Genomic DNA, 26,896 nt, shown 5'->3' with positions numbered 1-26,896 from the left:
GAACGAATTGTCGTCACCTCTGTGATCAAGCTGTTGCCGAGAATGCGGTTAGTGGGTGATGAGGAATGGGAACAACCAAATTTGGTTTTTCCACGCACGAACGGAGGGGGTGCCCGTGCGGGATATGACATCGACTGTGTCGCCTGTGGTCGAGGCGTGGGCTACGTACCGGACGACGGCGGCGGCCGACTGGCCGACCCGTCGGCTGATGCGCGCCAAGGGCGAGACCCGGGTCAGCGTGGTGCTGCCGGCGCGCAACGAGGAGGCCACCGTCGGCGCGATCGTGTCGACGATCCGGGAGCACCTGATGGATCGGGTCGCACTGGTCGACGAGCTGATCGTGGTGGATTCCCGCTCGACGGACCGGACCGCGCAGGTGGCCCGTGCCGCCGGCGCGGAGGTGGTCAGCCAGGACGCGATGACCCGGGGGTTGCCCCGGCTGACCGGCAAGGGCGACGCGCTCTGGGCAGGGCTGGCCGCCGCCGAGGGAGACGTGGTGGCGTTCATCGACGCCGACCTGCGGGAGTTCCGGCCGCACTTCGTGAGCGGGCTGCTCGGGCCGCTGTTGACCGACCCGTCTGTCGACTTCGTGAAGGGCTTCTACCACCGCCCTCTGGTGGGCACCGCCAGCGTGGAGCAGGACGGCGGGGGCCGGGTGACCGAGTTGATGGCCCGACCGCTGCTGAATCTCTTCTGGCCCGAGCTGGCCGGCTTCGTGCAGCCGCTCGCCGGCGAGTACGCGGGCCGCCGGGACGTGCTGGCCCAGGTGCCGTTCGTCTCCGGGTACGGGGTGGAGACGGCCATGATGATCGACCTGCTCGACCTGGTCGGCCTGGACGCGCTCGCGCAGGTCGACCTCGGTGAGCGCAAGCACCGCCACCAGGACACCGCCGCCCTGGGCCGGATGTCCGCGCAGATCATGCTGACGGCCTGGACCCGGCTGCAACGGCGCGGCTGGGCGACCCCCGGGTTCGCGCCGGAGTCGTTGCTGACCCAGTTCCGTCGCGGTGGTTCCGACACCCTGCCGAACCTGGACCGCGAGATCGTGGTCAGCGACGTGTCCATCGAGGAACGCCCGCCGTTGGCCGAACTGCGCCACCGGGTGCCCCGCCGCCGGGTGGCCGCCGCGTGAGCGCCAGGAGCCTCACCGTGCTGATGAACGCCGGGCCGTGGCTGTCGGTGCCACCGCCCGGTTACGGCGGCATCGAGAACGTCATCGCCACGTTGGTGCCGGAGCTGCGGCGACTGGGCGTACGGGTGGTGCTCGCCTCGGTGGGCAGCAGCACCCTGCCGGTGGACGAGCAGATCTCGGTCTTCGCCGACGGCCAGTTCGCCGCGTTGCAGCGGCCGTACAACCAGGTCTGCGGAATCGCCCAGGCGCACCTGGCCGGGGTGGTCCGCGAGCTGCACTCCCGCGACGACATCGACCTGGTGCACGATCACGTCGAGGCGGTCGGGCTGGCCACCCTCGCCGCGATGGGGCCGTCCGGGCCGCCGACCCTGCACACGCTGCACTGGGACCTGGCCAAGCACCCGGCGCTCTACGGCAGCCTGGACGGCGGCGACCGGGTCCGGGTCAACGGCGTCTCCGCGTCGCAGCTGGCCCGCGCTCCGCTGGCGCTGCGAGAGCACTCGGTGGGGCACGTGCACCTGTCCACGCCGCTCGCCGTCGACGCCGACCGGCGGCCCCGACCGGACAAGGGCGAGCACCTGCTCATCCTGGGCCGGATCAACCCGGGCAAGGGGCAGGACGTGGGTGCCCGCCTCGCGCACCGGGTCGGTATTCCGCTGGTGCTGGCCGGCCCCGTCGGCCCGTACCACCGGCCAGCCGACCTGGCCGCTGCCGGCGACGAGGCCCGGCAGAACCCGGACGTGCGGTTCTTCCTCGACGAGGTGGCACCGCACGTCGACGGTGACCTGGTCCGCTGGGTCGGCACCGTGGCCGGCCAGGAGCGCGACGACCTGCTCGCCAGCGCCCGCGCGTCGCTGTTCCCGCTGCGATGGGAGGAGCCGGGCGGCACTGCTGTCGTCGAGTCGCTCGCCCTGGGTACGCCGGTGGTGGCCACCTCCCGGGGTTGCCTGCCGGAGCTGATCGAGCACGGCCGTACCGGGCTGCTCACCACCGACGAGGAGGAGTTGGGTGACCTCGTCCTCGCCGCCGAGTTGCTCGACCCCGACGAGTGCCGGCGGGTGGCCGCGCAGCGCTTCACGCCTGCGGTGATGGCGCAGCGTTACGTCGAGCTGTACGAGCGGGTCCGGCAGTCGGCGAGCGCCCCGAGGTTGCTGCCGGCCTGACCGGGGGCGGCGCCAGCCGGTTTGCCGGCCGCACCGGCGGGTAGCCGGCAGCGCTCATGCCCGCCGCGCGACGAGGAGCCGGGAATGGTCGGACCGATGGCGCACTCCCGGGCCCGACCCAACCCGGCCGACGGCAAACCGCCGGTCCGTCGCGCCGCGGCGACGGTGGGCGTGCTGTTCCTGCTGGTCGGTGTGCTCGGTTTCGTGCCGGGGATCACCACCGGCATGGACGCGCTGCGCTTCGCCGGCCACGACTCGGGCGCGTACCTGTTCGGCGTCTTCCAGGTGTCGGTGCTGCACAACCTGGTGCACCTGGCGGACGGGGTGGTGGGTCTGCTGCTGGCCCGGACGGTCACCGGTGCTCGGGCGTTCCTGATCGGCGGCGGCGCGGTCTATCTGGTGCTCTGGCTCTACGGGCTGGCGGTGGACCACGACACCGGGGCGAACGTGCTGCCGGTCAACGACGCCGACGGCTGGCTGCATCTGGGGCTCGGCGTCGGCATGATCGCCCTGGGCGTCCTGACCGGCCGGCCTCGTCGCTGACCTGGGGTTGCGGCGACGTGACCTGCCTCGCCCCGCTGTCGGTCCGGTTTGATTGGGAGCGGCCTCGGGTAGTTGGCAGATCCCGACCCAGTGAGCAGCGAATTGAGGCGCCGATGTCGAGCGGGATCACCTGCGAGGTGCGTACCACCGCACCGGTGGCGGTCGTCCGGCTCACCGGCCCCCTGCACCTGGGCACGATGCGCTCGGTGCACCGGGCGCTCAGCGACGCGTTGGTCGACCAGCCGGAGGCGCTGGTGGTCGACATGGCCGGGGTGCGCGTGGAGGACCGGTTGGCGCTGTCGGTGTTCGCCGCGACAGCCCGCCGGGCCGAGGAGTGGCCGGCGGTGCCGGTGCTGCTCTGCTCCCCGTCGCCGATCGCCGCCCGATGGCTGGCCGAGTCGACCGCCTGCCGGGTGCTTCCGGTCTCCGCGGACTGCGCGGAGGCGACCCGGTTGGCCGGCACGACGTCCCCGTTGCGGATGCGGGCCCGGCTGGAGCCGGTGGCCGGTGCCTGCCGGCGGGCCCGGGAGCTGGTCACCGAGGCGTGCGCGCGGTGGAATCTGCCCGACGCGTCCGGCCCGGCCGCGCTGGTGCTCAGCGAGCTGGTCGGCAACGTGGTGCGCCACGCCGGCACGCCGATGCAGGTGACGGTGACCCTGCGCCGGCCGTACCTGCACCTGGCCGTGGTGGACGGCAGCAGCGCCGAGGCCCGTGCGGGTGGGACGGACCTGCACGCCGAGGGTGGGCGAGGGTTGATGCTGGTCCGGGAGCTGACCCAGCGGTGGGGCAGCGTGCCGGCCGGTCAGGGCAAGGCCGTCTGGGCGATGCTGCCGGCAACCTGAGCGTTCGAGGTGCTTGCAGCGGTCCTGGCGATCTGCCCGAAATTACCGTCATTGGCTGGTTACATGGTGTGAGGGTGGGTAGAGCACGCCCGTCCTTTCTGCCGTCACGACGGGGTGAGCAGCCATGCCCAAGCGGGTAACCACAGAACCCGGTCGAGATCGGGGCCCGGCGATCCTGGCACCGGCCCGCTTCGGGGGCTTCCCGGGACCGGTACGCGCACCGGTTCCCGGCAGCTCGTTGATCAAGTTCCTGGCCACGACCGACCACAAGCAGATCGGCCTGCTGTATCTGCTGACCTCCTTCGGCTTCTTCCTGTTGGCCGGCCTGGAGGCGATGGTGATGCGGGCCGAACTGGCCCGCCCGGGGATGCAGATCCTGTCCCCGGAGCAGTACAACCAGCTCTTCACCTCGCACGGCGCGGTGATGCTGCTGCTCTTCGCCACGCCCGCGGCGTTCGGGTTCGCCAACTACATCGTGCCGATCCAGATCGGCGCGCCGGACGTGTCGTTCCCCCGCCTCAACGCACTCGCCTACTGGCTCTACCTCTTCGGCGGGCTGATGGTGGTCGGCGGCTTCCTCACCCCGCAGGGGTCGGCGGACTTCGGCTGGACCGCGTACACCCCACTGAGCAGTGTCGAGAACAGCCCCGGGGTGGGCGCGAACATGTGGGTGCTCGGCCTGGTCGTCTCCGGGCTCGGCACCATCCTCGGCGCGGTCAACCTGATCACCACGATCCTGACCCTGCGCGCCCCCGGCATGACCATGTTCCGAATGCCGATCTTCACCTGGAACATGCTGTTCACCAGCGTGCTGGTGATCCTCGTCTTCCCGCTGCTGGCCGCCGCGCTGCTGGCGCTCTCGGCCGACCGGTTGCTCAACGCGCACGTGTACGACGCGGCCACCGGCGGCCCCATGCTCTGGCAGCACCTGTTCTGGTTCTTCGGCCACCCCGAGGTCTACATCATCGCGTTGCCGTTCTTCGGCATCATCACCGAGATCATCCCGGTCTTCTCCCGCAAGCCGCTCTTCGGCTACACCGGGATCGTGCTGGCCACCATCGCCATCACCGTGCTGTCGATGACGGTCTGGGCGCACCACATGTTCGCCACCGGCCAGGTGCTGCTGCCGTTCTTCAGCATCCTGAGCTACCTGATCGCGGTGCCCACCGGTGTGAAGTTCTTCAACTGGATCGGCACCATGTGGAAGGGTCAGCTCACCTTCGAGACGCCGATGCTGTTCGCCATCGGCTTTCTGGTCACCTTCCTGCTCGGTGGCCTCACCGGAGTCCTGCTGGCCAGCCCGCCGGTCGACTGGCACACCCACGACAGCTACTTCGTGGTGGCGCACTTCCACTACGTGGTGTTCGGCACCGTGGTCTTCGCCCTGTTCGGCGGCTACTACTTCTGGTGGCCGAAGATGACCGGGCGGTTGCTCGACGAGCGGCTCGGCAAGGCGCACTTCTGGACCATGTTCATCGGCTTCCACGGCACCTTCCTGGTGCACCACTGGCTGGGCGCCGAGGGCATGCCGCGCCGGTACGCCGACTATCTGCCCACCGACGGCTTCACCACCCTGAACACCATCTCCACGATCTTCTCGTTCATCCTCGGCCTGTCCACCCTGTTCTTCATCTACAACGCCTGGAAGTCCTGGCGGTACGGGGCGATGGTGACGGTGGACGACCCGTGGGGCTTCGGCAACTCCCTTGAGTGGGCCACGAGTTGCCCGCCGCCGCTGCGCAACTTCGACCGGATGCCCCGGATCCGCTCCGAGCGCCCCGCCTTCGACCTGAAGTACGGCCCGCTCGTCGCCGATCTGGGGCGCGACCTGCCGCAGCGCACCACCAAGCCGCCGCAGCAGTTCGCCGAGGAGTTCCGGCTGGAGCACCACACCCCGGAGTCGCCGGCCGCCGAGGGCGCGCACGGCGCGCGCGACGCTGTCGACTACCAGCCCGCGCCGCGCTCCGGGGCCCGGCCGGTGGACGTGCCGGAGCCCGAGGGCGTCCGCCGGCCGAGCTTCGAGCAGTCCGACCCGCCGCAGGACGCCGAGGACGCGCCGAAGCCGCACGAGCGCTGGCGCCACCCGCACGGCGACGGCAACACCGAAGAGCGCTGACCAGGGGTACGCGCGAAAGGGCCGACACCCAGTGGGGTGTCGGCCCTTCGCCTGTCCGTGTTTGTCAGTCCCGGGCCGGCGCCAGGCCGGCGGCGGTGAGCGAACGGCGTACCGCGGGCTGGACCCGGGTCAGCCGCAGCGGCACCCCGGTCCGCTCCGCCGCGTCCCGACCGGCCATCAGCGCGGCGATCCCGCCGGCGTCGAAGCCACCCGCGCCGACGAGGTCGACGACCACCTCGCTGGGCTGGCCGGTGACCGCCTCCAGCATGGCCCGGCGCAGCTGGTCCGCGCCGTCGCGGTCGATCTCGCCGCCGACCTCGACCACCACCGAGTCGCCGTTCTGCTTGACCGAGATCCGGGTCTTGCCCGGGTCGGGTTCGGCGGCGCCGTTCTGCCATGGCGGCGGCGCGTCGGCGAGCATCGCCTGACGCAGCCAGGTGAGCGCCCGCGACAGCAACCGGGACACGTGCATCTGCGAGATGCCGAACCGGGCGGCGATCTCGGCCTGGGTCTGGTTGCCGTAGAAGCGCATCGCGAGGATCCGTCGCTCACGCCAGGGCAGTCGGTGCAGCAGACCACTGACCGTCACCCGGTCGTCGACCGACTCCAACGCGTTGTCGGACTCGCCGACCAGGTCTCCGAACTCGGCGGAGCTCTCCCCGCCCACCGGGGCGTTCAGCGAGGCCGGGCTGTATCCGGCCGCCGATTCCAGGGCGGCGAGGATCTCCTCCTCCGGTGTCTCCAACCGGGCCGACAGCTCGGCCACGGACGGGGCCCGGGACAGTTCGCTGGTGAGCGCGGCGGTGGCCTGCCCCACCTCGAGGATCAGGTCCCGCAGCCGGCGGGGCACGTGCACGCCCCAGGTACGGTCCCGGAAGTGCCGTTTGATCTCGCCCACGATGGTGATCGCGGCGTACGCGGTGAAGGAGCCCCGTTCGGGGTCATAGCGGTCGACGGCGTTGACCAGGCCCAGCCGGGCCACCTGCTCCAGGTCCTCCAGCGGCTCCCCCCGCCCCCGGTACCGGCGGGCCAGCCGGCCGGCGAACGGCAGCGCGAAGCGCACCAGGTCGTCCCGGGCCTCCCCCCGCCGCTCCGGCGGCAGCCCGGCGATCCGGGCCGCGTACGCCATCGCCGCCGCGTCGAGGTCCTCCAGACCCCGATCGTTGGGCGGTGGTGGGGTCGTGGTCGTGGTCGTGCTCGTCTGTCCGAACATCCGCGCCTCCCTCAGGAAGGTCCCCCGCCCGGATCGGGAAACCGGTCGTGCGCGTGGTCGAGCCACGCACCGGGCCGGAAAGTGGGTCAGTGACTGGGATGCCAGCGGGCGACAACACCTCTACGCAGCGCAATCAGGCCATCGCAGCCAGCGATGTTCCCGCTCCGTAGGTACTCAATCACGGGACCCCGGGTTCGCGAGGAAGTTTCGGCGTCCTCCGTCTCAGGAGACCAACAACCCCTGGTGGCCGCCGCTGTCGCGGAGCACGGCCAGCGCCTCGGCGACCCCCAGCGGGGGCGGCGCCGGCAGGTCGTACGGCTGGGCGCGCAGCACCTCGGTGGCCCGGCGGGTGGGCACCGAGGTGACCGGGTACCCGCGGGCGGTGGTGCGGTCCAGCGCCCGACGCCGCCGGCCGAACCCGGCGACGGCCAGCCACTGCGGCAGCCCGGCCAGCGCGGGTGAGCGCACCCCGGGCGGCTCGGGCAACACGTCCACCGAGCTGAAGGGCTCGCTGCCGGCCAGCCACCACTCGGCCTCGTCGACGCTGCGGCGGGTGGCGTTCTCACACCAGTACGGCACCAGCCCCGCCCGCACCACCTGCCACGGGTCGAGCAGTCGACCGCACTCCACCACCAACCGGTCACCGGTCTTGCCGGCGCGCCGCAGCCACCGCCGGTACAGGTCGGCCACGCCCGCGCTCAGTGCCGCCGGCCGGGGCACCAACACCCGGTGCAGCGGATGCTGGTGCCGGGTGGACCAGTCCCGCGCGGCCAGCTCGAAGCCCGAGTCGACGCCGTGCTCGGCGTACGCCGACGGCACGGACACCTCCGGCGGCTCCCATCGGGTCGCGTCCCCGCCGACGGAGCGCAGCACCTGCCGCAACGCGTGGCTGTCCGGGTGGAAGTCCACCGGGTCCAGCCCACTGCCCGGGCAGCCGATTTGGAAGCTGTGCCCCGGTCCGCGCTCCAGCACCGGCCAGGTGCGTGCGTCGCGGACCAGCAGCACGGGGGCACCCGGCACCAGCCGGTCGGCCAGGAACCGCGCGTACGCGGCCGGTAGGGCCCTCCACGTGGCGGTCAGCGACACGGTCGCCCCGGTCAGCGCGCCACGGCTGGCCGGGCAGTGCACCTGGCGCAGGTGCAGGTCGGCGTTGCCGACGAGCAACCGGGCGGAGAGTGCCGCGCCATGCTCCGCGGCGTCCGCAGGGCGGTCCACCGCGCCGTTGGACCAGTGCACGGTCATCTCGAAGCCCGCCGGCAGCCACGGCACCCCGAGGGCCACCGCGAGGTGCGCGGCAGCCCCGTGCGGAGAGCCGATGAGCACCCCCGGGTAACGGCGGCGGGGGTACTGGTCGACAAACCAGCGGGCCACCCTCGCGGCGTCCACCTCGTCGATCTGGGCCACGGTGAGCGCGACCCGGCCGGCGGCGCGGGTGACCGCGGCACGGCGTACCGGTTCGGGGGCGCCGGGGAACCGCGACGTCGGCCCGGTGTGCCCGAGGTCGGCGCAGTCGACCCCGCGCAGTGCCCGGGCGGTGGCGGCGACCAGCACCCGGGCGGAGCTGCCCGCGGCCACGACCCGGTCGCCGGCGAGACCGGCGCCATCAGCCGTGAGCCCCTTGTGCACCTTGTGCACCGGCCCCACCTTGCCTCGTTCGCTCACCACGCGGCCCGGCTTCCCGTCCCGATGGGGTTCAAACGGGGCATCACCCACCCGGCGGCACATTCCGCTGGTCGGCGGGGTGCCCCGGTCATCACCGGCGTTCGGCGGCTCGGGTTTCGCCAGGGCCAGGACGGGCACTTCCGGGGCCATGCGCACCGACGACACCAGCGAGCCAGCCGCCGCCACGATCACCCCGTACGAGGACGGACCGCTGCTGGTCCGCGGCGACTTCGCGTTGGTCACCCCGAACGGTGAGCGCATCGACGCACGGCGGGGCACTGTGGCGTTGTGCCGGTGTGGCAAGTCGGCGCTCAAGCCGTTCTGCGACGGCACCCACAAGGCGATCAACTTCCGCGCCGGCACCACCCGCGAGGGCTGACGCCACATCCCCGCGTCACCCAGCGAGAGGGCGCGGAGGGCCGCACCAGAGGCACGTCCCCCTTTGCTCTGCACCCGCCCATGCGCCAGTCACGGACCGTGTGCGGCGCATGGGCGGGTGCAGAGCAAAGGGCGGACCCGGGGCGGCACGCCCCAACCCGGGGCGGCACGCCCCAACCCGGGGCGGCACGCCCCAACCCGGGGGCGACACGCCCCAACCCGGGGGCGACACGCCCCAACCCGGCGAGAAGCCCTCGGATCAGACGAACGCGGGCGGGGCCACCTCGGGCGACGCGACGAGCGAGACCGTGGGCGGCACGGCCGGCGGGGCGGGTGTCCGCAGCGAGCTGCGGCCGGCGGCCCAGCTGTCCAGCAGGTGCCCGGCGAACAGCCGGTCCACAGCGAGCCCGGCCGCCGCGCCGAACAGCACGTCGCGGGCGAGGGCCGGCTCGACGCGGACCAGTCCGCCGCACATGTCGTGCGCGGCGATCTGCTCGTGCACCGCGTCGGCCTCGACGTGCTCGTCGTAGAAGCGGGTGGCCACCTCGTCGAAGCCGAGCCGGCGCAACCCGTTGCCGTAACGACGGTTGGGCAGCGAGGAGGTCATCTCGAACGCGGCCAGGTGCCCGAGCAGCGCGCCGCGCAACCGCCGGTGCAGCCCGAACAGCGACATCAGGTTGTTGGTCGCCAACGTCACCGCCGGTGCCACGTCGATGTGCGCGCCGTAGGCCGTGTCCAGGCCCAGTCGGTCGAGGGTGCTCCGGAACAGCTCGGCGTGCATCCGGTCCAACCGCCCGTTGCCGTACTCGTCGGTCTGGATCTCCACGAGCGCGGCCTTGGCCGGGCCACCGAGGCGGGGCAGTGCCCAGCTGTGCGGGTCCGCCTCCCGCAGGTGGTAGACAGAGCGGTGGGCGACGAACTCGCGGAACTGGGTGAGGTCGGCGTGGCGTTGCAGCGTCGCGGCCAACGCCGGACCGTCGTCGGCGGCGACCACCTCGGCCAGGCCGGCCGCCACCCCGGCGGCGGGCACCGACGGCGTGCCGACCAGCCGACGCAGCGCCGCCTCGAAGACCCGTTCGCAGCGGCCACGCAGCGCCAGCAGCGTCGGCTGCCACTCCCACGACTCGTCCACCCCGAGCCAGCCCCGGTAGTGCAGCTCGTAGCAGAGGAACAGGGTCAGCTGCAGGTCCTCGTCGGTGATCGGGTCCGCCAGGTGGAGGTCGACGCCGAGATTGGCCGGCAGGTCGTGCGGCGGGTGCCGCAGAGCCTCCACTACCGCTGCGGAGAGCGGGCCGCGTGCCCTCGGCACTGTCGCGGGACCGTAGCGGCGGTCGGCGGGCTCGGACATGGGACCTCCAGCGTCATCGGGCCGCTACTCATGCCCTGGTCCGGGGTGGCTAAACGAGATCGTCCGCGCTCGCGGTGACCTCCACCTGCTCACGGACCTTCCGGGCCGGAGCGCCCTCGGCGTACAGGCCGCGCAGGTCGGCGAAGGCGGGCTCCGGCGGTGCCAGCGACACCGCCGGGTCGACGACCGCCTCCAGTACGCAGGGACGGTCCGCGGCGAGGGCCTCGTCCCAGGCCGCGCCGACCAGCTCCGGGCGGTCCACCCGCACCCCGTGCAGCCCCAGCAGCCGAGCCCACCCGGCGTACGGCACGTCGGGGCGGCGGTGGGTGGGGTCGGACGACGGTTGTCGCCCGCCACCCATGCCGTTCTGGTCCCGGTTGTTGAGCACCAGCACGACCAGTCGCGGGTCGCGCCACTGCTGCCAGAGGTGCGAGACGGTGATCAGTTCGGCGAGCCCGTTGAGCTGCATCGCCCCGTCACCCACCAGCGCGACCACCGGTTGGTCGGGCGCGGCGAGCTTGGCCGCCACCGCGTACGGCAGCGCGCAGCCCATCGAGCCGAGGGTTCCGCACAGCTGCGCGTTGACCCCCGGTGGCAGGGTGAGGTGGCGGGCGTACCAGTAGAGGACCGAGCCGATGTCGACGGCGACCGCGCCGGTGCCGGGCATCCGGGCGGACAGCTCCTGCAGGACGAGCTGCGGATTGACCGGGTTCGCGGCGGCGGCGGCCCGCTCGGCCGCGACCTCCCGCCAGCGGTCCACCGAACTTTCCACTGTGGCGCGCCACCGCTGTTCGGAGCGGCCGCGCAACCGGCTCAGCAGCGCCCGCAGCGTCTCGGCGGCATCGCCGACCAGCGGAACGTCGGCCGGGTACCGGGTGCCGATCCGGCGGCCGTCGATGTCGATCTGCACCGTACGCGCCTGCTCGGGCATCGGGAAGTAGTCGGTCCACGGGTCGTTGGTGCCCACCATCAGCAGCGTGTCGCAACCACCCATCAGCTCGGCCGCCGCCGGGGTGCCGACCTCGCCGAGCACCCCGGTGTGGAACGGCAACCGCTCGTCGAGCACCGGCTTGCCGAGCAGCGAGGTGGCCACCCCGGCGCCCAGTCGGTCGGCGATCTCGATGATCTCGGCAGCCGCGTCCCGACCACCCTGGCCCACCAGGATCGCGGTCCGCTGGCCGCCGCCGAGCAGCTGCGCGGCGGCGTCCAGGTCCGCCTCGTGCGGCAGGACCCGGGCCAGCGGCTCGCCAGGGGTCGCCGTGATCACCCCGGCGCTGTACGACTGGAGGTCGGGTACCAGCGCCTCCTGCAACTGTCGGGGCAGCACCACGCACGTCGGGCTGCGGGTCGCCGCCGCCGTCCGGAACGCCTGGTCCAGCAGCGCCCCCACCTCGTCGGGGCTGCGGCCGTACCGGACGAACTGGTTGCACACGTCACCGAAGAGCCGGCTCAGCCCGATCTCCTGGTGCGCGCCGCCGAGCGGCCCGGAGATGTCCTCCCCGACGATGGCCACCACCGGTTTGCTGTCCAGCTTGGCGTCGTAGAGGCCGTTGAGCAGCTGGACGGCGCTGGGGCCCTGAGTGGCGAGGCAGACCCCGATGCCGCCGGTGAACTTGGCGTGCCCGGTGGCCATGAACGAGGCGGTCTCCTCGTGCCGGGCCGGGATGAACGCCGGCTCGCCGCCGGTGCGGTCCAGCGCGTTGACCAGTGGAGCGATCGCCTCGCCCGGGTACCCGAAGGCGCGGGGTACCCGCCAGGCCAGCAGCCGCTCCACCACGACGTCCGCAACCGTTCGGTCAACCATTGCCGCGCCCCGGTGTGCCGGGGTCGACGTAGCGCAGTACCGCGCCGACGCCGTCGGTGAGGTCGGGCGCCTCGTCGGCGCCGAGCACTGTCAGTGCCGCGTCGGTGCCGACGAGCGCCCGGACCAGCGCCGCGTCGGCGCGTACCCGCTGCGGGTCGGCCACCGACATGGCGGCCAGCTGCCCCGGGTCGACGGCGATCTCGGTGGGTTCCGCGCCGATCCACAACTCACCGTTGGCCGACGGGTCGTCCACGATGATCATCATGTCGACCTGGTTGCGTTGCAGGGCCGAGACGACCGCGTCGAGCCCGCCGCCCACGTCCTCCTGCACGCCGAACTTGTCCAGCGCGGCGCTGATCCGCTGGTCGGCGATCTCCGCGATGGTCTGCACAGTGAGGTCGTCCAGCATCGTCTGGTCGGCGCCGCCGGCCCGCGAACCGGCATCGGTGCGGACCACCAGGTCCTGCCAGCGTTCCGGCATCTGGGCGGCGATCATCCCGGTGGCCCGGACGTCACCGGCGACCACCACCACGTCCGCGCCGACCCGGTCGGCCAGCTGCACGGTCGCCGCGGTGACGTCGCCGGCGTTCTGGTGCCACGCCTCCATGGCCGCCCGCTGGTAGCGCGACTGGGACCAGCCGCCGGGCTTCGCCCGTCGCAGCGGATACTCGTCCCGGCCGGCGACGTGCGCTCGGCGGGGTACCCCGCCGGCGCTGACCGCCATCGCGTCGGCGCCGAGCCGGTCGGCGACCACACGTACCCAGGCCACCTGCTCGCCGCGTTGCGCGAGCAGCGGCATCACGTGTGGCAACGGGCCGACGTGGGCCAGGTCCCGCAGTGGCGGCGCGGACAGGTACTCGGAGAGCACCACCTGGCCGTGACTGGCGAAGACCGCCAGCCCGTAGTCCCCGACCATCGGATCGTGACCTCGGACCACCCGGTCCAGCGCGGCGATGTTCGCCTCGTCCGCCCCCTGTTCGGCCAGGCTGCGTTCCAGGGCACGCCAGCGCAGATCCAGTGCGGGTTTGGCGTCCTCCGTGTCCGCGGAGGCGTCCAGATACACCGAGCACCACGGCCCGGGACGGTCGTAGAGCGGGCGCAGGAAGGACAGCTGCATGCTCGACCCCTTTCCAGCTCGGCCCCCCGCTTACCCGGGTCGCGGGGGATGTCACCTCGCGGCCGTGAGCCCGTGACCAGGTTTCATTCACGTCGTTCAACCCAGGACGTCGATACGATCTGTGAACACATGCGGACTCTCGGTGGTGGAAATGGACAGCGGACTCGACACGCGACGGATCGTGCACCCGACGGAACGAATCGTCACCGGGCGGCTGATCCGCCTGCTCGACGGCTACACCCGTGAGGTACGCGTCGGTCAGCCGGTGCTGGTGGCGGTGCTCGCCGCGGCGGCGTTCGCCCGGCTGCCCGCGCTGCTGCTGCGCTCGCTCTTCTCGTTCGGTGGTGGTGGCACCCGCCGTCGCTGGAAGGAGCTGAAGCAGGGCCCGGAATACCTGGTCACGCCGGTGCGGCTACGCAACGCCGCCGGCCAGCTCTGCGAGGTGGAGCTGCACGGGCACCTGCCGCAGAGCGCCCTGCACCCGGCCGACCAGGTGCAGCTCACCCTGCGCCCACAACGCGACCCGGAGTTGCCGCCCCGGATCGAGCGGATCGTCAACCTCACCACCGGGCAGTTGCTGACCCCGCGTACGGCGACGCTCTGGTCGCATCTCGGGCCGCCACTGCTGTTGCAGGCGTTCCTGGGCACGCTGCTGCTGGCCGGCATAGCGGCCTGCTCCGCGCTGACCTGACCGGCCCCCGGCGGGTCGGCGGGTCGGTTCAGCGGGGTGTGCGGGCGGTTCGGCGGCTCAGCCGACCGGGGCGGGCTCGCGGGCCGGTTGCCGGTCGACGCCGAGCATGCCCCGGCGGCGGGCCCAGCGCTCGAAGACCAGGGTGGCGAACGGCGGCACCGCGCTGGCCAGGGCCACCGCCGTGGCCAGCAGGCTCCACCGGTGCAGCCGGGCCACTGCCAGCACCAGCAGGACGTACGCGACGAACAGGCCGCCGTGGATCGGACCGAAGATCTTGACGCCCAGCTCGTTGTCCGGCGGACCGTACTTGACCAGCATGCCGACCAGCAGGGCCAGCCAGGAGCAGGCCTCGGCGATCGCCGCCGCGACGAACAGCCGGGTCACCTTCTCGCGCATCCGCACGCCACCACCTCTCGGGGCGCAATGCTATCGGTCCGCTCTGGCTGGGCTAACAGGGCTGGCAGTTGGGTAGGAAAGGGTCCTCGGGTCTTCCCCCGCCCGCCGACAACGTGCGAGGTTAGGGGGACCAGCGGTGACAGGGTGGTGACCATGGGCGAGGACGTCGGCGTACGAACCTTCAGTCGAGAGGACCGAGCCCGATACCGCGACAAGGTCCGCCGCTGCCTGGATGTCTTCGCCGAGATGCTGCGCGAGTCGCGCTTCGACCTCGACCGGCCGATGACCGGTGTGGAGATCGAGCTGAACCTGGTCGACGAGACGTCGAATCCGACGATGCGCAACGCCGACGTGCTGGCGGCCATCGCCGATGAGAGCTTCCAGACCGAGCTGGGCCAGTTCAACGTCGAGATCAACGTGCCGCCGCGCCGGCTGACCGGCACCGGCACCGCCGACTTCGAGGAGTACGTGCGGGCCAGCCTCAACGCCGCCGAGGTGAAGGCCCGGGCGATCGGCGCGCACATGGTCATGATCGGCATCCTGCCGACGCTGCGCCCCGAGCACCTGACCGCCGAGACGCTGTCGGCCAACCCCCGCTACAAGTTGCTCAACGAGCAGATCTTCGCGGCCCGCGGTGAGGATCTGCCGATCGCCATCAGCGGGGTGGAACGGTTGGCGGTCACCGCCGACACGATCACCCCGGAGGCGGCCTGCACCAGCACCCAGTTCCATCTCCAGGTCAGCCCGGCCCAGTTCGCCGACTACTGGAACGCCGCCCAGGCGGTGGCCGGCATCCAGGTCGCGGTCGGCGCGAACTCGCCGCTGTTCTTCGGCCGGGAGCTGTGGCGCGAGACCCGCATCCCGCTGTTCCAGCAGGCCACCGACACCCGGTCGGAGGAGATCAAAGCCCAGGGGGTACGCCCCCGGGTCTGGTTCGGCGAACGCTGGATCACCAGCGTGTTCGACCTGTTCGAGGAGAACGTGCGCTACTTCCCGGCGCTACTGCCGGTCTGCGACCCGGAGGACCCGGCGCAGGCCCTCGCGGCCGGTGAGGTGCCCAATCTGGCCGAGCTGCGCCTGCACAACGGCACCGTGTACCGGTGGAACCGCCCGGTGTACGACGTGTCGCGGGGCCGGCCGCACCTGCGGGTGGAAAATCGGGTGCTGCCGGCCGGCCCGACCGTGCTGGACACCATCGCCAACGGCGCCTTCTACTTCGGGTTGGTGCGCGCCCTCGCCGAGTCGGACCGGCCACTGTGGTCGCAGATGTCGTTCAGCGCCGCCGAGGAGAACTTCACCAGCTGCGCCCGGCACGGCATCGACGCGCAGGTCTTCTGGCCCGGTCTCGGTTACCTGCCCGTCAGCGAGTTGGTGTTGCGCCGGTTGCTGCCGATGGCGCACCACGGTCTGGACCGGTGGGGCCTCGACCCGGCCGAGCGTGACCGGTTGCTCGGCGTCATCGAGCAGCGCTGCCTGACTGGCCGCAACGGCGCGACCTGGCAGGTGGAGACGCTGCACCGGTTGGAGTCGACCGACCACCTGGACCGGCCGGAGGCGCTGCGCGAGGTGGTCAGACACTACGTCGACCTGATGCACAGCAACCGGCCGGTGCACGAGTGGCCGATCCCGTGAGCACACCGGACGGGTGGCCCGATCGGCGCGGGGCTCAGCCTCGCGGGGTGGGCACACCGAAGAGGTCGATGATGCCGCCGGGAAGCTGGGCGAGCAGGTCGTGTCGCTCGTCGTCGTTCAGCGCCTCGGCGACGGTACGCAGCACCGCCTGGGCGTGTTGACGCACCTGGTCCGCGTTCGCGACCTGCTCGCGGTCGCCGACGTGCTTCAGGAACTCACCAATGTCCCACCGGCGGCCCTGCGGGTTACGGGTGACCGACGTGTCCAGCCGATCCGGTAGTTGTGCCGCCAGGTTGTCCGCCTCCTGTCCGGCGAGCCGTTCACCGAGCACCGACAGGACGGCCTGGATGGACCGCACGGCCTCGTTCTCACCGAGGCCCGCGCGCTGTCGTACCGTGGCGATCATCTGCTCGTACTCCATGCCCCGCTCCTTCGGTCTCGTCGGCATGCCGTCGGGCGTGCCTGTTGACGAACGGGGCGAGTTCCCAGGCTCTCCGGCGACAAACGGGGTCACGGACGGATCCGGACTCCCCGCCATCGGCGGGCGCGGCCTCACAAAACAGGCCAGTCACGCCACTTCGGTCGCAGCTCCCCCGCGAGTTCTCTTGAGCGCGCATTGTCCCTTGTGGACCCCCACGTCGATCGACGGTTGTCATAGGCTGTGGCAGCTCGCACACATCGTCTGATCACGATGAGGGGACGCCGGTGGCCACTTCTGAAACAGACCCAGCCACGATCGAGGGGCCCGCGCGTATGCCCCTGTCCCGTCGGCACATGCTGCGGATGGGAGCGGTGGCGGCCGGTGGCGCGGTGCTCGTCGGCTCGGCGGAGGCCGCGTCCGCGCAGGCCGCGCCGGTCGGTGCGAAGCGCGTCGTGCGGGCACCGGCGCTGGCACCCGGTGACCGGGTCCGGGTGGTCTCGCCCGGCAGCACGCCCGACCCCACGAACATGGCTCGCGGCATCGAGATCCTGCGGAGCTGGGGCCTGGAGGTCGAGCTGGGCAGGCACGTCTTCACCAAGTACGGCTATCTGGCCGGCACCGACGCGCAGCGGCTGGCCGACCTGAACGCCGCGCTCACCGACCCGGGCATCCGGGCCGTGTTCGCCGCGCGCGGTGGTTACGGCACGCAGCGGATCGTCGACCAGATCGACGTGTCCGTTCTGCGCCGCGACCCTCGGGTGGTCGTCGGTTTCAGCGACATCACCAGCATCCACGGCAAGCTCTGGCGCGAGACGGGCCTGGTCACCTTCTACGGTCCCATGGTCAACTGGAGTGACGCCCGCACCGGCCCCGAGTCGGCCGAGGCCCTCCGCAGGGCGGTGATGACGACCGCACCGGTCACCATCTCCCGGGACCCGGCCGAGACAGCCGCTTCCGTTGTGGTGCCGGGGCGGGCATCGGGGCCGCTGCTCGGCGGTTGCCTGACGCTGATCTCCACCTCGCTCGGTGCGGAGGACTCTCCGAAGTTCGACGGCGCGATCCTCTTCTTCGAGGACGTGGACGAGGCTCCGTACAGCATCGACAGCATGCTGACCGAGCTGCGCCGGGTGGGCGTGCTGCGCAGGGTCGCCGGTGTGGTCATCGGCCAGATCACCGACAGTGTCGCCGAGCCGGGCGAGTGGGACGCGGCAGCGGTGCTCAAGGACCGTCTGTACGACCTTGGCGTGCCGGTCCTGGGCGGGCTACGGCTGGGGCACGGCAACGGGCAGCTCACCGTTCCGCTGGGCTCGCACGCCACGATCGACGCCGCAGCAGGGACCCTGACGGTGGAGCCGGGGGTTCGTCCGCGCCAGGCCTAGGGTTCAGACCTGCGGCGTCTGGTCCCAGGGAGACGGGTCGTCGCGCAACCGGCTGTACAGATAGCCGTCGCGCCACTGGCCGGCCCGAAACTCGCTGGCCCGCACGACGCCCTCGAGCTGGAAGCCGGCCTTCTCCAACGCTCGTTGCTCGGCGACGTTCTCCGGGTGCGTGCCGGCCTGGATGCGTTGGGCCGGGGTGTGGTGGAAGAGGTAGTCGCAGAGCAACGCCTGGGCGCGCCAGCCGATGCCTCTCCCCCGCCACTGCGGCAGCAGGACGATGCCGATATCCCAGTACGACGCCCGTCCGGCGTAACGCCTGGCGGTGTAGCTGACGATGCCGGCGGCGGCCTGCTCCTGCTCCTGCTCCTGCTCCTGCTCCTGCTCCTGCTCCTGCTCGACCTTTACGACGAGCCGTCCGTCGTCCTCGCCGAGGTAGCCGTCGACGGCGAACCGCCGTGCCGGCGCCCCGGCGTCGCTGAAGCCGGCCCAGTCCAGACCGATCAGGCCCGGCTCGGTGCGGAACCGCCGGAACATCGCCAGGTCGGGCTCGGCAACCGGCCGTAGCCGGACAGTGAGATCGGCCGAGACAGACATCGACATATCGCCACTTTCCATGGCGACACGCTAGCTTACGCAGAGCCGAGGCCGGGTTCTGCGCCGTGCGCGCAGGGCGACCGGCGTTGACAGCCGAGGTTCGGGTCGGCTGCTTTGGAGCTGAATCGTTGACGACATCACCCCCGGCCCACCCCGGCCCAGCCTTACCCGGCCCAGTCGCCGGACTCTCCGGCAGAGGCAGCCACGCCAGCCGGCGTGAATCGTTTACAACATCAGCTCCAAAGGACAGCGCGCGAAGAACTCCCCCGCCGGCGGACCTGGCCACCGGTCAGACCTTGAGCAGCACCTTCGTGCAGTCGTCCTGCTTCTTCTGGAAGATCTTGTAGCCCTTCGGTGCGTCACGCAGCGGCATCCGGTGGCTGACGATGAAGCTCGGGTCGATCTCGCCGCGCTGGATGCGCTCCAGTAGCGGCCGGGTGTAGCGCTGGACGTGGCACTGCCCGGTCCGCATGATCAGCGAGCGGTTCATGAACGCGCCCATCGGGAACTTGTCGACGAAACCGCCGTACGCGCCGACGACCGAGACCACCCCGCCGGAGCGGCAGGCGAGGATCGCCTGCCGGAGCGCGAACGGTCGTTCCGTCTCGACACGCGCGGCCTGCTTGGCCCGGTCGTACGCGTACATGGCGGCGTTTCCGTGGTGGCCCTCCAGGCCCACCGCGTCGATGCACGCGTCGGGGCCCCGGCCGGCGGTCATCTCGTTGAGGGTGTCCAGGACGTCGACTTCCTCGTAGTTGATCGTCTCGGCGTCGATGTGCTCCTCGGCCAGCCGCAGCCGGTACGGGAACCGGTCGATGACGATCACCCGCTCCGCGCCGAGCAGCCGGGCGCTGGCCGCGGCGAGCAGCCCGACCGGCCCGGCGCCCCAGACGGCGATGACCTGCCCGGGTTTGATGTCGCACATCTCGGCGCCCATGTAGCCGGTCGGGAACACGTCGGCCAGCATGACCGCCTGGTCGTCGCTGATCTCGTCGGGCACCTTGACCGGGCCGACGTCGGCGAACGGCACCCGGGCGTACTCGGCCTGGCCACCGGCGTAGCCGCCGAGCAGGTGCGAGTAGCCGAAGATGCCGGCCGGCGAGTGCCCCATGATCTTCTCGGCGATGCCGGCGTTCGGGTTGGAGTTCTCGCAGACCGAGTAGAGGCCGCGCTGGCAGGACGAGCAGTGCCCGCAGGCGATCGGGAAGGGCACCACCACCCGGTCGCCGGGGGCGAGGTTGCGGACCTGCGGGCCCACCTCCACCACCTCGCCCATGAACTCGTGGCCGAGGATGTCGCCCTTGCACATCGCGGGGATGTAGCCGTGGTACAGGTGCAGGTCGGAGCCGCAGATCGCGGTGGTGCTGATCCGGACGATCGCGTCCCGAGCGTTCATGATCTTCGGGTCGGGTACGTCGATGACCTTGACGCTGTCGGTGCCCATCCAGGCGGTGGCCTTCATCAGCGGTCCCTTTCGACAGAGCTCGGGCGGTCAGCGACGGGATGCGAGCAGCGGCTGGGCGGGTCGCTGCATGGCCTGTTGGCGTACGGAGATGCCGTTGGGGCTGCCCTCGGAGCGGACGACCTCGCCGGTCTCCAGCACCTGCTTGAACCGGCGCAGGTCGTCGCGGACCTGCTGCTCGGGTTCCTCGCCGAAGAGCTTCGCCACCGCTCGGCCGAGCGCGCCGGCCGGTGGCGCGTAGCGCAGCTCCACCCGCACCTCGGTCCCCCGGTCGCCGGGCGCGGGCACGAACCGGACCCGGCCGGCGTTGGGCACCCGGGTCCCCGGCAGCGACCGCCAGGTGATCGACTTGTTCGGCTGGTCGTCGATGATCTCGGCGTCCCACTCGACGCGGTGCCCGGCCGGACCACGGGCGATCCAGTGCGAGCGGCGCAGGTCGTCGGCGCGGACGGACTCCAGGTGTGCCATGAACCGGGGCAGGTTCTCCATGTCCCGCCAGAACCGGTACGCCTCGGCGGGCGACCGGTTCACCGTCACCGCGATCTCCATCCGGATCACCCGCGCGCGGGCCCGTCGCGCCTGGCCGATGCGGATGGCGGCGAGCGCGTCGACGGCGGTGATGCCGGCGGTGGCGAGGGTGGTCAGCGCGACGCGGCGGCGGCGTTCACCGCCGCGGTCGGCGAGGGCCCGCCCGAGCAGCGTGAGGTCCATGACGTCGCCGACCACCCGACTCCAGGCCCAGCCGGCGGGGCGGCGGCCGCTGAGCAGGCCCGCGGCGCTGCCCAACTCCCTCAGGCCAATGGCCGCCAGCACGGACCGCGCGGCCGGGGAGTCGTCCACCCCGGTCAGTCGCGCAATGGGTCCGGGCGCGACGAGCGCGCCCACTCCCAGGGCCAGGCTCAGCAGGCCGAGCGCGCTCGGCAGCGTCGCCGGCACCGGCCCGTCCAGCTCCGGCAGGAGCACAGTGTCGACACGACTCATGTCCGGTCCCTTCCGGTGGGGCGTCGCCGCCGGTCCGCTGGCGGGGGCGGCGGTGGTTCCGCCCCCGTGACGCTATGCGGTACCCGTGAGTCAGCATCGTGACATTGACCGATATGGATCAAACACTGACCGTTACCGTCTGCTCACCGTCGCCGCGACACCGGAAGGACCACGCCAGTGAGCCGCACACTCCTGCGCCACCTGACCGCCACCATCGCCGTCGCCCTGCTCGTCGTCGAAGCCGCCGCGCCGGCCGCCGCGCGTACCCCCGAATCGCCCGCGCCCGGCGGCGTCCGCACCGTCGTGCGCGACGCGGCGACCGGCGCGCCGGTCCCCCGGGCCTGCGCCGCGCTCGTCCCGGTGGACGCCGCGGCGTTGGCGGCGGTGACCCTCGGCGAGGACCAACTCGGCCGGTACGGAGGCTGCGCCGACGAGCTGGGCGTGCTGGTGAGCACGAACGTCGCCCCGGGAAGGTACCGACTGCTGGTGCGCCCCTACGACACGACGACGCACGGCTGGCAGTGGGTGGGCCGGCACGGCGGCACCGGCGACCGTGAGCGGGCACAGGTGGTCCAGGTCCGGGCCGGCGCGGTGACCGACGCGCCGACCGTCCGGCTCGACCCGCCGGGCACCATCGTCGGAGTGGTGACCGACGCGGCGACCGGCGCACCGGTCAACCGCGCCCTGGTCATGGTCGTGCCGTACGTGCCACATCCCAAGTACGACGACCACGGCCCGACCACCGACGAGGACGGCCGCTACACGATCACCGGCCTCGGGCCGTACCACTGGCCGGTGCAGTTCGCCGCCTACGGGCTGGCGACCGTGTGGTCCGGTGGGGTGGGCAGTCGGCAGCAGGCACGGCCGGTGCGGGTCCGCGCGCACCAGACGGCGACCCTGAACCAGGCGCTGCCCGCCGGCATACCGCTGGGCGGAGCGGTAGTGGTCGACGAGCTGGCCACCTACGCCCAGGTGATCGCGTTCGACGCGGCCACCGGGGACCTGGCCGGCGTGGCGGACGCGGGCAGCGCTTACGCCCTGCGCCTGCTCCCCGGGCAGCGGGTGAAGCTGCGCTGCGACTGTGCGTACGCCCCGCCGGTGTGGCACCGCGACGCAGCCGGCTTCGACGCCGCGACCCCCGTGCGGGTCCGCCGGGCGCCGGTCGTGGTGGACTTCAACCTCGACTGACCCGGATTCTGGCCGGCCGCCGGAACCTTCTCCCGGGCCCGTGGGTGGGAGTGGTGGAGAAGGGGGGTGACGGTGTCCGACGGCGATCCGATCTCCGAGCTCTACGCCAGCTGTTTCCGACGCCTCGTCGTTCAGCTGTACGCGGTGACCGGTGACCTGACCGAGGCGCAGGAGGCGATCCAGGAGGCGTTCACGCGAGCACTGATGGCGCCAGGGCGGTTCGCCGAACTGGAGAACCCGGAGGCCTGGTTGCGTCGCGTCGCGGTGAACTGGGCCCGCAGCCGGTACCGCCGCCGTCGGGTGCTCGACGGGCTGCTGCGCCGCATCGGTCCACCGCCGGCCGTCGCCGACCACTCTCCGGAGCACCTCGCCCTGCTCTCCGCGCTGCGCGTGCTGCCCGAGGGGCAGCGACATGCGCTGGCCCTGCACTACCTCGTCGACCTGCCGGTGGACGAGGTCGCCGCGACGCTGGGCGTCTCGTCCGGGACGGTGAAGTCCCGCCTGTCGCGGGGCCGGGTCGCTCTGGCGGCCTTGCTCGCCGACACCGACACCACGGAAACCGGGAGGATCGATGTCCGGTAGTGAGTTCTCCGGGTTCGACGTCGACACCGTCACCGAGGCCGTGTCGCAGCCGCCCCTCGACGAGCTGCGCACCACTGCCCGATCCCGTCGGCGCCGGTCGGTCGCGACGGTGACCACCGCACTGGTCGTCCTGGCCGGGCTGACGGTCGTACCGCTGGTGGTCGAGCCGGACCGGGGCACGCCGGCCGACCCGCCGACACCGTCAGGTGCGCAGTTCAGCGAGTTCACGCTGACCGGGCCCGACTCCGGGGTCGACGTGCGGCAGGACGGCTGCGTCGTGCGCTTCTCGTACACCGGCGACGCCGGCCGCAGCTGGTCGGACTGGGACGCGGCGCGCTTCGAGGGCACCCGATGTGCGGCCGACACCGCCGCGGCGACGCCGAGCAGCAGCATGGACTTCTCCGTGCTCGGCGAGCGGTCCTATCTGGTCACCAACGACGGGCTGGCCCACCTCTCCACCGACTACGGCCGCACCTGGCGGGACGCGGACTCAGCGATCGTCGCCGTTCCCACGTTCCCGGCGACGGCCCGACCGGTCCTGTGCGGGTTCGGCTGTGCGCCGGTGGTGGAGCCGCTCGCGGTGGACCCGTCGAGCGGAACGGTGTACCGCCTCACCGCCACGGCGCCGAGCCTGCTTCCGCTGTTCAGCCTCTACCCGGCGGCGGACGGCAGCATCTGGGCCACGTACCACGGCGGCCAGGAGTCGACAGTCGCGCGCAGCGCCGACCGAGGCGCGACCTGGACCACCTGGGATGTGGGCGACGACGCGTACGTGATCACGGCGGTGGGGCTCGACGACCGGGAGGGGTACGTGCTGACCCAATCGTCGGCGGGTGGCGAGGTGCGGCTGCTGCGGACCACCGACGGCGCGAAGACCTGGACGGACACCGGCGTCGACCTGCCGGATCAGCTGCACTACGACCTCACGGTGGGGTCGGACCGGTCCCTGCTGGCGATCACCGCCGGTGGGGACAGCGAAGCCGACCGCCGTGCGCGGCTGCTGGTCAGCCGGGACGATGGGCGAAACTTCACTGTCGCCCGGGAGTACGGTCGGCTCGTCGGGTCGGTCAGTGTCGCGCCGGGCTACGCCTGGCTCTTCGGGCGTGACGACGGGTCGACGGGCGAGCCGGACCACGTCCTCGTCACCACCGACGCGGCCACCTGGACCCGCTTCTCGCTCGCACCCTGAACAACGGGGCACCACCGCGTTAGGAGTGCGCGGCAGCGGGTAGCCGGCATCCGCTCTTACCAGCGTCCGGGGAGGTGGGATGTCGGAGACAAGCGCCTTCTTCGAGCGGTTGACGGTCGCTGGCCAGGATCCACTGTTCAGCAAGGTCTGTGGCAGCGTGCGATTCGACATCGGCGACGACGGCAACCTGGAGCAGTGGCTGCTGGACATCGATCATGGCCGGATGCGGGTGACCCGAAGCGGTGCCCCCGCCACCACTGTGATCCGGGTGTCCACGCAGCTCGCGGACGCGATGGCGCGGGGCGAGGTGAACGGGCTGGCGGCGATCACCCGGGGCGAGATCATGGTCGACGGCGATCTCGCCCTGGCGTTGCGCCTCGGGCGACTGTTTCCGCGAGAGCCCGGGCGGCTTCGGCGCGAGGATCCCGACAGTGGGACGTGACTGATGAGGGACATCGCGGGCACGGTGGCGTGCATCGACGGCAACACCTTCATGGTGTCCGACGCCAGCGGCGACGTGCAGTCGTCCCCGAGCACCCCGGTCGGCCTCTTCGCCGCCGACACACGCTTCCTGTCCCGCTGGAGGCTCACCGTCAACGGCGAGTGCTTGACAGCGCTGTCGGTCGACGACAGTCAGTACTTCGAGGTCACGTTCTTCGCGGTGCCGGGCGCGGCGGTGGACTACGTGGAGGCCGACGTGTCGGCCATTCGGCGCAGGCGCATCGGCCCGGACCTCACCGAATCGCTGACGATCTTCAATTACGGCGAGCAGGACATGACGCTCGACGTACGTCTGGAGGTGGCCGCCGACTTCGCCGACATCTTCGAGATCAAGTTCGACACCGGCGCCAAGAGCGGCGCGTACTACACGCACGTCGGCCCGGACGAGTTGCGCCTGGGCTACCGGCGCGGCACCTACCGCCGTGAGGTCGTCGTGTCGGCGAGTGAGCCCGCGGAGTTCGACCCGGGCGGCCTCCGGTTCACGGTCCGGCTGCGCCCCGAGCAGCAGTGGTCGACCCAGTTGCAGGCCGTCATGCTGGCGTTGCGTCCGGACGGCGTCGACCTGCGCGCCGCCCTGCGCGCCCAACGGCCGGACGAATCCACCCTGCCTGCGAGCGTGCGGTCCTGGGTCGCGGCGGCCCCGACCCTGGACACCGACAGCGTCGGCCTCCAGCAGGTCTACCACCGCAGCCTGGTGGACCTGGCGGCGGTGCGCTTCGCCCCGCTCTCGCTCAGCGGCGCGAGCGTACCCGCGGCCGGGTTGCCCTGGTTCATGACCCTGTTCGGCCGCGACAGCCTGCTGACCTGCCTGCAGACCCTGCCCGTCACCCCGGCGCTGACCCCACCGACGCTGCGCATCCTCGCGTCGCTGCAGGGCGTCCGGACCGACGACGTGTTGGAGGAGGACCCGGGCCGGATCCTGCACGAGCTGCGCTACGGGGAGTCGGCCGCGTTCGAGGAACAGCCGCACTCGCCCTACTACGGCACTGTGGACGCCACACCGCTGTTCGTGGTGCTGCTCGACGAGTACGAGCGGTGGAGCGGCGACACGGCGCTGGTGATGGAGTTGGAGCAGGAAGCCCGCGCGGCCCTGGCCTGGATCGATCGGTACGCGGACCTCACCTCCACCGGCTACGTCTGGTACCAGCGACGCAACCGCGTCACCGGCCTGGACAACCAGTGCTGGAAGGACTCCTGGGACAGCATCTCCTATGCCGACGGCCGGCTGCCGGGCTTCCCGAGGGCCACCTGCGAAACCCAGGGGTACGCCTACGACGCGAAGATCCGGGGGGCACGACTGGCCCGCACCTTCTGGGGCGACACTGCCTACGCCGAGCGGCTGGAGAGCGAGGCGGCGGCCCTGTACGACCGGTTCAACCGGGACTTCTGGCTTGAGGACCGCGGCTTCTACGCCCTCGCGCTCGACCACGACGGCACTCCCGTGGACGGGCTGTCGTCCAACATCGGTCACCTGTTGTGGAGCGGCATCGTGCCACCGGAGCGGGCTGCCCGGGTGGTCGAGCACCTGATGGGTCCGGCCCTCTTCTCCGGGTGGGGGGTGCGGACGTTCGCCGAGGGGCAACGCCGCTACAACCCGCTCGGCTACCACAACGGCACGGTCTGGCCGTTCGACAACTCGTTCATCGCCTGGGGTCTGCGCCGTTACGGGTTCGGCAACGAGGCGGCCCGCATCGCCGAGGGCATCCTCTCCGCCGCCACCTACTTCGAGGGTCGTCTGCCCGAGGCGTTCGGCGGGTTCGACCGGGACACCACCCGGTTTCCGATCCGGTATCCGACCGCGGGCAGCCCGCAGGCGTGGTCCAGTGGGGCCTGCATGCTGCTGATCCGCACCATGCTCGGGATCAACCCGCACGACGACCACCTGGCCGTGGACCCGGCGCTGCCGTCGGCGTTCGGGCGGATCGCGCTGCTGGACATCCCCGGCCGGTGGGGCAAGCGCGACGCGTTCGCCCGGCAACGCCCGGACAGCGGTGGCGGCCCGGTCAGTTGACGGTGAAGCCGCCGTGGGCGCGTGTCTCGCGCAGCCAGCCGAGCCAGCCCACCCACAGCGCGTCGGTCTCCCACTCGGCGCGCGGGGTGGTCGGCGACGCCTCGTAGAGGACCAACGCCTGTTCGATCTCGGTCCTGCCCACCACCCAGGGACCGTTGCTCGTCAGCTTGAACTCGGGGATCCCCACCCTGCCGGGGCTGGTCTGCGCGGATGCCGCCCGTTCGGCCTCCCGGTAGGCCGTTCGTCGGCGCTCGTCGCTGGTGCGCCAGTCGTCGACACTGTCGAACGGCCAGTCCGGAAAGGGATGTGGGGTCGCCTGGTAGGTCATGCCGGCGGACCGCATGCGCTCCCGACAGAACGCCATGCCGGCGATGTTGAGCGCGAACTGGTAGGCGGCCGCGAGCGACGAGTACTCGTTGTAGCACTGTGGCCAGTTGCCGCACGAACCGTTCAGCTCCATGCACTCTTCAGCCTGGGCGCGCGCGATCGCGGCGGGCTCGGGCAGATCGGCGTACTCGAAGTTGTAGCCCATCGGATCCCCCCCGAGCACC

25 protein-coding genes are annotated in these 26,896 nt (G+C 71.8%); 14 read left to right on the top strand and 11 right to left on the bottom strand.

Annotated elements, in window-relative coordinates:
- Positions 1-115 precede the first annotated feature (115 nt).
- From ABZU43_RS19350 to ctaD, 5 genes are all read left to right on the top strand, one after another.
- Complete coding sequence (locus ABZU43_RS19350; protein WP_355007873.1) at positions 116-1,132, top strand: glucosyl-3-phosphoglycerate synthase; 1,017 nt, start codon at positions 116-118, stop codon at positions 1,130-1,132.
- 23 nt (positions 1,133-1,155) lie between these two features.
- Entirely contained in the window at positions 1,156-2,295 is a 1,140-nt protein-coding gene (locus ABZU43_RS19345; protein WP_355008028.1) for a glycosyltransferase, read from the top strand.
- An 84-nt stretch (positions 2,296-2,379) separates the two neighbouring features.
- A complete protein-coding gene (locus ABZU43_RS19340) occupies positions 2,380-2,838 on the top strand; it encodes a DUF4383 domain-containing protein (protein ID WP_355007872.1) in 459 nt (152 codons plus the stop codon).
- 113 nt (positions 2,839-2,951) lie between these two features.
- Positions 2,952-3,680 (top strand): ATP-binding protein, encoded by a 729-nt coding sequence (locus ABZU43_RS19335; RefSeq protein ID WP_355007871.1) that lies wholly within the window; start codon positions 2,952-2,954, stop codon positions 3,678-3,680.
- Positions 3,681-3,804: 124 nt separating this feature from the next.
- Positions 3,805-5,796, top strand: a complete 1,992-nt coding sequence (gene ctaD / locus ABZU43_RS19330; protein WP_355007870.1) for a cytochrome c oxidase subunit I — start codon at positions 3,805-3,807, stop codon at positions 5,794-5,796.
- Between the two features lie 64 nt (positions 5,797-5,860).
- On the opposite strand, the gene ABZU43_RS19325 is transcribed toward ctaD, so the two are convergent.
- Positions 5,861-7,009, bottom strand: coding sequence for a SigB/SigF/SigG family RNA polymerase sigma factor (locus tag ABZU43_RS19325; RefSeq protein ID WP_091408326.1), 1,149 nt, complete (start codon positions 7,007-7,009; stop codon positions 5,861-5,863).
- Between the two features lie 222 nt (positions 7,010-7,231).
- On the bottom strand, positions 7,232-8,674 hold the full coding sequence (locus ABZU43_RS19320; protein ID WP_355007869.1) for a hypothetical protein: 1,443 nt from the start codon (positions 8,672-8,674) through the stop codon (positions 7,232-7,234).
- 145 nt (positions 8,675-8,819) lie between these two features.
- Here ABZU43_RS19320 and ABZU43_RS19315 point away from each other — a divergent pair, with 145 nt between their 5' ends.
- Positions 8,820-9,050 (top strand): CDGSH iron-sulfur domain-containing protein, encoded by a 231-nt coding sequence (locus tag ABZU43_RS19315; protein ID WP_355007868.1) that lies wholly within the window; start codon positions 8,820-8,822, stop codon positions 9,048-9,050.
- Between the two features lie 258 nt (positions 9,051-9,308).
- Here ABZU43_RS19315 and ABZU43_RS19310 read toward each other — a convergent pair whose 3' ends face one another.
- The 3 genes from ABZU43_RS19310 to ABZU43_RS19300 are packed head-to-tail and all read right to left on the bottom strand — an operon-like array spanning position 9,309 to position 13,318.
- Entirely contained in the window at positions 9,309-10,397 is a 1,089-nt protein-coding gene (locus ABZU43_RS19310; protein WP_355007867.1) for an iron-containing redox enzyme family protein, read from the bottom strand.
- Between the two features lie 49 nt (positions 10,398-10,446).
- Positions 10,447-12,201 (bottom strand): thiamine pyrophosphate-binding protein, encoded by a 1,755-nt coding sequence (locus tag ABZU43_RS19305; protein WP_355007866.1) that lies wholly within the window; start codon positions 12,199-12,201, stop codon positions 10,447-10,449.
- A complete protein-coding gene (locus ABZU43_RS19300) occupies positions 12,194-13,318 on the bottom strand; it encodes a Vms1/Ankzf1 family peptidyl-tRNA hydrolase (protein ID WP_355007865.1) in 1,125 nt (374 codons plus the stop codon). The genes ABZU43_RS19305 and ABZU43_RS19300 overlap by 8 nt, the downstream gene beginning before the upstream one ends.
- Before the next feature lie 142 nt (positions 13,319-13,460).
- Between ABZU43_RS19300 and ABZU43_RS19295 the strand changes: the two genes are divergently transcribed.
- Positions 13,461-14,009, top strand: coding sequence for a hypothetical protein (locus tag ABZU43_RS19295; RefSeq protein WP_355007864.1), 549 nt, complete (start codon positions 13,461-13,463; stop codon positions 14,007-14,009).
- A gap of 57 nt (positions 14,010-14,066) precedes the next feature.
- Here the strand turns inward: ABZU43_RS19295 and ABZU43_RS19290 are convergent, their stop codons facing one another.
- The gene (locus ABZU43_RS19290; RefSeq protein ID WP_355008027.1) at positions 14,067-14,405 is read right to left on the bottom strand and encodes a DUF3817 domain-containing protein; all 339 of its coding nucleotides are present in this window, start codon (positions 14,403-14,405) and stop codon (positions 14,067-14,069) included.
- Between the two features lie 153 nt (positions 14,406-14,558).
- On the opposite strand from ABZU43_RS19290, the gene ABZU43_RS19285 reads away from it, so the two are divergent.
- On the top strand, positions 14,559-16,037 hold the full coding sequence (locus ABZU43_RS19285) for a glutamate--cysteine ligase (RefSeq protein ID WP_355007863.1): 1,479 nt from the start codon (positions 14,559-14,561) through the stop codon (positions 16,035-16,037).
- Positions 16,038-16,071: 34 nt separating this feature from the next.
- On the opposite strand, the gene ABZU43_RS19280 is transcribed toward ABZU43_RS19285, so the two are convergent.
- Positions 16,072-16,458, bottom strand: a complete 387-nt coding sequence (locus ABZU43_RS19280; RefSeq protein ID WP_355007862.1) for a DUF2267 domain-containing protein — start codon at positions 16,456-16,458, stop codon at positions 16,072-16,074.
- A gap of 332 nt (positions 16,459-16,790) precedes the next feature.
- Between ABZU43_RS19280 and ABZU43_RS19275 the strand changes: the two genes are divergently transcribed.
- A complete protein-coding gene (locus ABZU43_RS19275) occupies positions 16,791-17,837 on the top strand; it encodes an LD-carboxypeptidase (RefSeq protein WP_355007861.1) in 1,047 nt (348 codons plus the stop codon).
- Positions 17,838-17,840: 3 nt separating this feature from the next.
- On the opposite strand, the gene ABZU43_RS19270 is transcribed toward ABZU43_RS19275, so the two are convergent.
- The 3 genes from ABZU43_RS19270 to ABZU43_RS19260 all read right to left on the bottom strand — a co-directional run bounded on the left by ABZU43_RS19270 (position 17,841) and on the right by ABZU43_RS19260 (position 20,874).
- Complete coding sequence (locus ABZU43_RS19270) at positions 17,841-18,452, bottom strand: GNAT family protein (protein WP_355007860.1); 612 nt, start codon at positions 18,450-18,452, stop codon at positions 17,841-17,843.
- Positions 18,453-18,720: 268 nt separating this feature from the next.
- Positions 18,721-19,893, bottom strand: coding sequence for a zinc-dependent alcohol dehydrogenase (locus ABZU43_RS19265; RefSeq protein ID WP_355007859.1), 1,173 nt, complete (start codon positions 19,891-19,893; stop codon positions 18,721-18,723).
- Between the two features lie 30 nt (positions 19,894-19,923).
- Entirely contained in the window at positions 19,924-20,874 is a 951-nt protein-coding gene (locus ABZU43_RS19260) for an SRPBCC family protein (RefSeq protein ID WP_355007858.1), read from the bottom strand.
- Between the two features lie 177 nt (positions 20,875-21,051).
- On the opposite strand from ABZU43_RS19260, the gene ABZU43_RS19255 reads away from it, so the two are divergent.
- The 5 genes from ABZU43_RS19255 to ABZU43_RS19235 all read left to right on the top strand — a co-directional run bounded on the left by ABZU43_RS19255 (position 21,052) and on the right by ABZU43_RS19235 (position 26,345).
- Positions 21,052-22,062, top strand: a complete 1,011-nt coding sequence (locus tag ABZU43_RS19255) for a carboxypeptidase-like regulatory domain-containing protein (RefSeq protein WP_355007857.1) — start codon at positions 21,052-21,054, stop codon at positions 22,060-22,062.
- Between the two features lie 66 nt (positions 22,063-22,128).
- Complete coding sequence (locus tag ABZU43_RS19250) at positions 22,129-22,644, top strand: sigma-70 family RNA polymerase sigma factor (protein WP_355007856.1); 516 nt, start codon at positions 22,129-22,131, stop codon at positions 22,642-22,644.
- Positions 22,634-23,833 (top strand): hypothetical protein, encoded by a 1,200-nt coding sequence (locus ABZU43_RS19245; RefSeq protein ID WP_355007855.1) that lies wholly within the window; start codon positions 22,634-22,636, stop codon positions 23,831-23,833. Before ABZU43_RS19250 ends, ABZU43_RS19245 begins: the two co-directional genes overlap by 11 nt.
- A 79-nt stretch (positions 23,834-23,912) precedes the next feature.
- On the top strand, positions 23,913-24,275 hold the full coding sequence (locus ABZU43_RS19240) for an SCP2 sterol-binding domain-containing protein (protein ID WP_355007854.1): 363 nt from the start codon (positions 23,913-23,915) through the stop codon (positions 24,273-24,275).
- A gap of 12 nt (positions 24,276-24,287) precedes the next feature.
- The gene (locus ABZU43_RS19235) at positions 24,288-26,345 is read left to right on the top strand and encodes a glycogen debranching N-terminal domain-containing protein (protein WP_355008026.1); all 2,058 of its coding nucleotides are present in this window, start codon (positions 24,288-24,290) and stop codon (positions 26,343-26,345) included.
- Here the strand turns inward: ABZU43_RS19235 and ABZU43_RS19230 are convergent.
- Positions 26,338-26,877 (bottom strand): hypothetical protein, encoded by a 540-nt coding sequence (locus tag ABZU43_RS19230; RefSeq protein WP_355007853.1) that lies wholly within the window; start codon positions 26,875-26,877, stop codon positions 26,338-26,340. The genes ABZU43_RS19235 and ABZU43_RS19230 overlap by 8 nt on opposite strands.
- Positions 26,878-26,896: the final 19 nt, after the last annotated feature.

Source organism: Micromonospora sp. NPDC005205, from assembly GCF_040608275.1.
GTDB lineage: Bacteria > Actinomycetota > Actinomycetes > Mycobacteriales > Micromonosporaceae > Micromonospora.
The sequence above is the reverse complement of the archived record's forward strand: the minus strand, read 5'-3'. Positions and strand labels throughout refer to the sequence as shown.

Coding starts and splice junctions, on each gene's coding strand:
- ABZU43_RS19300 (WP_355007865.1), bottom strand. CDS start 13,318: ATGCAGCTGTCCTTCCTGCGCCCGCTCTACGACCGTCCCGGGCCGTGG.
- ABZU43_RS19245 (WP_355007855.1), top strand. CDS start 22,634: ATGTCCGGTAGTGAGTTCTCCGGGTTCGACGTCGACACCGTCACCGAG.
- ABZU43_RS19275 (WP_355007861.1), top strand. CDS start 16,791: ATGCCCCTGTCCCGTCGGCACATGCTGCGGATGGGAGCGGTGGCGGCC.
- ABZU43_RS19345 (WP_355008028.1), top strand. CDS start 1,156: ATGAACGCCGGGCCGTGGCTGTCGGTGCCACCGCCCGGTTACGGCGGC.
- ABZU43_RS19305 (WP_355007866.1), bottom strand. CDS start 12,201: ATGGTTGACCGAACGGTTGCGGACGTCGTGGTGGAGCGGCTGCTGGCC.
- ABZU43_RS19240 (WP_355007854.1), top strand. CDS start 23,913: ATGTCGGAGACAAGCGCCTTCTTCGAGCGGTTGACGGTCGCTGGCCAG.
- ABZU43_RS19315 (WP_355007868.1), top strand. CDS start 8,820: ATGCGCACCGACGACACCAGCGAGCCAGCCGCCGCCACGATCACCCCG.
- ABZU43_RS19260 (WP_355007858.1), bottom strand. CDS start 20,874: ATGAGTCGTGTCGACACTGTGCTCCTGCCGGAGCTGGACGGGCCGGTG.
- ABZU43_RS19290 (WP_355008027.1), bottom strand. CDS start 14,405: ATGCGCGAGAAGGTGACCCGGCTGTTCGTCGCGGCGGCGATCGCCGAG.
- ABZU43_RS19310 (WP_355007867.1), bottom strand. CDS start 10,397: ATGTCCGAGCCCGCCGACCGCCGCTACGGTCCCGCGACAGTGCCGAGG.
- ABZU43_RS19265 (WP_355007859.1), bottom strand. CDS start 19,893: ATGAAGGCCACCGCCTGGATGGGCACCGACAGCGTCAAGGTCATCGAC.
- ABZU43_RS19335 (WP_355007871.1), top strand. CDS start 2,952: ATGTCGAGCGGGATCACCTGCGAGGTGCGTACCACCGCACCGGTGGCG.
- ctaD (WP_355007870.1), top strand. CDS start 3,805: ATGCCCAAGCGGGTAACCACAGAACCCGGTCGAGATCGGGGCCCGGCG.
- ABZU43_RS19280 (WP_355007862.1), bottom strand. CDS start 16,458: ATGGAGTACGAGCAGATGATCGCCACGGTACGACAGCGCGCGGGCCTC.
- ABZU43_RS19270 (WP_355007860.1), bottom strand. CDS start 18,452: ATGGAAAGTGGCGATATGTCGATGTCTGTCTCGGCCGATCTCACTGTC.
- ABZU43_RS19230 (WP_355007853.1), bottom strand. CDS start 26,877: ATGGGCTACAACTTCGAGTACGCCGATCTGCCCGAGCCCGCCGCGATC.
- ABZU43_RS19325 (WP_091408326.1), bottom strand. CDS start 7,009: ATGTTCGGACAGACGAGCACGACCACGACCACGACCCCACCACCGCCC.
- ABZU43_RS19340 (WP_355007872.1), top strand. CDS start 2,380: ATGGTCGGACCGATGGCGCACTCCCGGGCCCGACCCAACCCGGCCGAC.
- ABZU43_RS19285 (WP_355007863.1), top strand. CDS start 14,559: ATGGGCGAGGACGTCGGCGTACGAACCTTCAGTCGAGAGGACCGAGCC.